A 3,754-nucleotide genomic window follows, 5' to 3' on the forward strand; every position below is an offset into this window, starting at 1 on the left:
CTTCATAAATGTGCATTTCTTTAGGAGGTTGTGATCCGCCTTCAAATTTAATATAGTCATAAAGATCAATTATTTCCCACTTCTCCGGAATTTTTCCTAATTCTGAATCAACAAATTTTATCTTCTTCCAACCAGGGAATTTAAATTTTACAAACCACTCCTTAAAAATCGCCTGCGCTATCTGCTCAAGCGTTGCGCTGATTTTATTGTTTAACTCAATCTTGTTGTCAAAAGCAGAGAGGATAGCAGCAATGCGTTTTTGGGTTTGCAAATCAGGTAGTGATAGCTCAACCGATTTAATAATAGGCATACGCAAAGACTTAACAGTGCTTCCGACCGCCCATTGTGAAAAAACACCCTTCTCTTTTAGTATCGCATAATAAAGATATTTCGGATCAATTGCGTTCTTATGTGGGAAGATTCCGTATGCTCGCTGATGCAAATCAAACTTTCCATTGTAAAAACGCGGGGTAAATTCTTTGCCCTCACCAGGAAGAATAATCGCTGTATCATCGAACAAATACTTATTACTTCGTTTGATTTCCATTGACCTATCGAATAAAGGATATCTGCCGTGTTCAACAGCATCTTTTACATCAGTGCTTCCAGTCTTCACATCGGCAATCTCCCCCAGCTTCACTCGCCGCCAGTTTTTATTTTTTAATTGTAACTTTTCACTTTTCATTTTTAACTTTTAGTTTATTCAGTCTCAACTTCGCTCTCTGTCAATTTTTTAGGTTGTGTAATTGATTTGCTCATTGTTCTTTGTTGGGGAGAAATTTATTAATGATTTCGTAAATTGGTCCGTTATCTTTTTGCTTTTCTCGTCTGATATAACCAATAGACACGTGTCTAAACATTGCCTCTGTTGCTTGCCGCAACATTTCTGTTTTTCTATCAGGATTTGTTGCAAGAAAATCTTCTAAAGTTTGCGCAACATTTCGACGATGCTTGTTTATGGCTGATAAGTGAGAATTTACATTGTAATTTTTGGAAGCAAAGCCAATTCCATATGAAATGACAGCTAAAAGAGCTAACTTTACTAACCCATATTCAACAGTGAATATCTCACGCGGCGGCAAACCAATATTCCAACCTTTATCCAGAATAAAAAGTGAAAGGTAAGCTAAAAAATTAAGTCCAATAATGCATATAAGCACCCAATAAAGTCTATTGCGCAGTAACAACCATTTTTTCGCCTCATCTTCATATTCCTTAGCCTGTTTATTAAATTGAGCGGCAAGGTATTTTGAAGCAATTTCGCCGTGCGCTTTTTCAATCTCTCCTTTTTGTTTTTGCAATAATTCCAATTCTCCCTTTAACTGTTTATGCAATTCTTCATATTGTTTTCTTGCCTGCATCGCCGCCCTTTGTTCTTCTGCTAAAGATTGTTGATCTTGACTTTTTCTAGCTGCTTCTTGCCTAAGGAAAACTAGATTACTTCTAAGTTGTCTCGTAGCTGTACGATAAAAGCTATCAATTTCACTTTCTATTTGATCCCTTACATTCTTATTAAAAGAAGCGTCAGTTTCGGGATTTAGATCATTTATTCTCTTAATATAATTCATCAAACGCTGCTTAATGCTGTCCACCTCCCTTACTTCATCGGAAGTAAGCAGGTTTTGATAATCAAGCTCTTCAAATTCAACTAACATTTTGCGAAGTTTGTGCAACTGTGGGTATGCTTTATCAAATGTAAGCGCACCAAATTTATCCTTATTAAGGGCAATCTTTTTTATTTCAAGTACTTTTAAATTCTCTGGTTTTATTTCGTATCGAAGTTTCATATTTTTAGACTTTCAATAGCGTCATTAATTACATTTTCCAATTTTCGACCCTCCTCAAAATATTGCTTTAATTCGCTTGTCAATTTTTTCATTTTCTCCTCAAACGGCACGCCGTCGTCTGGTTCTGGCGGAATGCCTACATACCTTCCGGGAGTGAGCACGTATCCGTTCTTGCGGATTTCTTCTATCGTTGCCGCTTTGCAGAAGCCGGGAATGTCTTCATACTTTTCTACTTCTTTTTCACCACGCCATGCGCGGACGGTGCCGGCGATCTTCTGGATGTGCTCGTCGGTAAGGATAGCCTGTTTGCGCGAGATTTGCTGGTACAGGTCTCTTGCATCGATGAAAAGCACTTCGCCACTTCTTTTACGGAATCTTCCGTTATCTTTGTTTTTTGAGATGAACCAGAGGGAAACAGGGAGCGAAACATTATAAAAGAGTTTCGCGGGACATGCGATGATTACATCAATCAGATCAGCTTCAATAATTTTCTTCCGTATTTCGCCCTCGCGTCCACCCACTGCAAGAGCTCCGTTTGCCATAACAAACCCAGCAATTCCATTTGGTGCGAGATGATGAATGAAGTGTTGAATCCACATAAAGTTAGCATTTCTCGGGGGAGGGGTGCCGTATTGGAGGCGAGGGTCTTTTCGAGAAAGTCGCTCTGGTTGCCAGTCGGCATTGAATGGGGGATTAGCGAGTACGAAGTCGGCACGGAGATCTGGGAACTTGTCGTCGTAATAAGAATTTCCTAGCTCTATCTGGCCGACGATTCCGCGAATGGCGAGGTTCATTTTGCAAAGTCGGAGAGTTGTAGGATTGCTTTCCTGTCCGAAGAATGCAATTTTTGTAGGATCTTTTTGATGTGTTTTAAGGAAGTTGTTTGACTGTACGAACATTCCTCCGCTTCCGCATGCAGGATCAAAAATGCGCGCGTTCTCGTGGGGTGAGAGTATTTCTACAAGAAGCTTTACAAGACAGCGCGGCGTGTAAAATTCTCCTCCGCGTCTTCCTTCTGCAGAGGCAAACTGCCCGAGAAAGTATTCATACACGCGCCCGAGGATATCTTTTTCTTTGTCTATATCGTGATTGAATTTTATTCTCGAGAAGATTTTGATCAGTTCGGCAAGGGCGTGGTGTTCAAGATATGTCTTCGTATAGATTTTTGGTAGAACCCCCCTCAATTCTCTTGGATTTTCATTTTCAATGGCCTCCATTGCCTCATCGATGTATTTTCCAATATTGGGGTTTGTGATGTGGTTTTGTAGATATTCCCACCGTGCTTTTTCTGGAACATAGAACACACTTGCGCTCTTGTATTGATCTTTATCGTTAACGATGTATATGCGCTCTTTAGGGTCTTCGATGTAGTAGTCTTTGTTTTTGGGATCGCTAGTCCATTTTTCCAGCTCGTGCCGTCTCTGGTAGTAGGCATCGGATATATATTTAAGAAACAGGAGCCCAAGTACGATGTGTTTGTATTCTGAGACATCGATGTTCCCACGGAGCCTATCCGCAGCATTCCACAGCTCTTTTTCAAAGTTGAGATCGCGTTCTGTTCTTTTTCCAAGTTCGGTGATTTTCTTAGCTGCTTCATCTTGACGTTTTCTTATTGCTTCTTGTACCTCTCTCGGGAGAGAATTTTTCTCAATGAGGTACCCTTTTCCTTTCTCTATGGCAGAAATTTTTCCCTCTTTAAGAAGCTTGACGACTTTATTCCTCGCGGCAACCCTGCTGATCCCTAGCATTCTTGCGAGTTCTGCAGTAGTAATATATTGCCGTCCAATATCCATGCTGTAAGTAGGTTAACATATGTGAAGGTTCTTTGTCAAGAACAGCTCACTCTTGAGCTTATAGAAGTTTCCTTTGTCGGGCCAGCGGGAGTCGAACCCGCCATCACACCCACCCCAAGGGTGTATGTTGCCGCTACACCATGGCCCGGCACTTCCAGCTTACCGAAAATACCC

Annotated in this window: 3 protein-coding genes and 1 tRNA gene; all 4 read right to left on the reverse strand. The window is 40.8% G+C overall.

What is annotated here, in order from left to right; all coding sequences use genetic code 11:
- On the reverse strand, window positions 1–685 hold a 685-nt coding region (locus D6734_01040), incomplete at its 3' end, for a hypothetical protein (protein ID RMF97966.1).
- Between the two features lie 70 nt (window positions 686–755).
- The gene (locus tag D6734_01045) at window positions 756–1,787 is read right to left on the reverse strand and encodes a hypothetical protein (protein RMF97967.1); all 1,032 of its coding nucleotides are present in this window, start codon (window positions 1,785–1,787) and stop codon (window positions 756–758) included.
- Window positions 1,784–3,535, reverse strand: coding sequence for an SAM-dependent DNA methyltransferase (locus tag D6734_01050; protein ID RMF97968.1), 1,752 nt, complete (start codon window positions 3,533–3,535; stop codon window positions 1,784–1,786). The genes D6734_01045 and D6734_01050 overlap by 4 nt, the downstream gene beginning before the upstream one ends.
- Window positions 3,536–3,653: 118 nt before the next feature.
- Window positions 3,654–3,728: transfer RNA gene (locus D6734_01055), tRNA-Pro, on the reverse strand.
- Window positions 3,729–3,754 lie beyond the last annotated feature (26 nt).

The organism is Candidatus Schekmanbacteria bacterium, from assembly GCA_003695725.1.
Lineage (GTDB): Bacteria > Schekmanbacteria > GWA2-38-11 > GWA2-38-11 > J061 > J061.

What these genes read in the sequence shown, in the direction of transcription:
- D6734_01045 (RMF97967.1), bottom strand. Translation starts at nt 1,787, where the DNA reads ATGAAACTTCGATACGAAATAAAACCAGAGAATTTAAAAGTACTTGAA.
- D6734_01050 (RMF97968.1), bottom strand. Translation starts at nt 3,535, where the DNA reads ATGCTAGGGATCAGCAGGGTTGCCGCGAGGAATAAAGTCGTCAAGCTT.